At 62.2% G+C, this 365-nt stretch carries 1 protein-coding gene; it reads right to left on the bottom strand.

All coding sequences use genetic code 11. The features are described 5' to 3' along the window. On the bottom strand, window positions 1-201 hold a 201-nt coding region (locus ASE56_RS17145; protein WP_200914058.1), incomplete at its 3' end, for a hypothetical protein. Between the last annotated feature and the right edge of the window lie 164 nt (window positions 202-365).

Raw genomic sequence — 365 nt, 5'->3', positions numbered from 1 at the left:
GTCCTTGCTCTGCTCGATGCCGAGATCGTCGAGCCGGATACGGGCGTTCTCGGCAAGAAGCTCGGAAAGGACCGCGCGATCGGCGGTGAGCAGGGCGCCATACCATTTGCCGATGACCGCCGCGTCATCCGCGCGTACCGGACCTGCTGCCGTAAGCAGCACGATCGACAGGTAAAGGAGGCGCAGCAACGCGGGAGCCATAGCCGCAGCCTATGACGGTTCGACGCCGAACAGAAGATGTCAGTCGATTTCCGGCTTTTCGAAATCGCCGGTCTGCGTGTTCATTGCCCACAATTCGCCGGTGGAAATGTCGAACCAGGCGCCGTGAAGCGCCAGCCGGCCCTTGCCTTCCAGGATCGAGATGC

Origin of the sequence: Microbacterium sp. Leaf203 (assembly GCF_001421275.1) — a bacterium.
GTDB classification, from domain to species: Bacteria; Actinomycetota; Actinomycetes; order Actinomycetales; family Microbacteriaceae; genus Microbacterium; species Microbacterium testaceum_A.
This window is presented reverse-complemented; position numbering and strand designations above follow the sequence as displayed.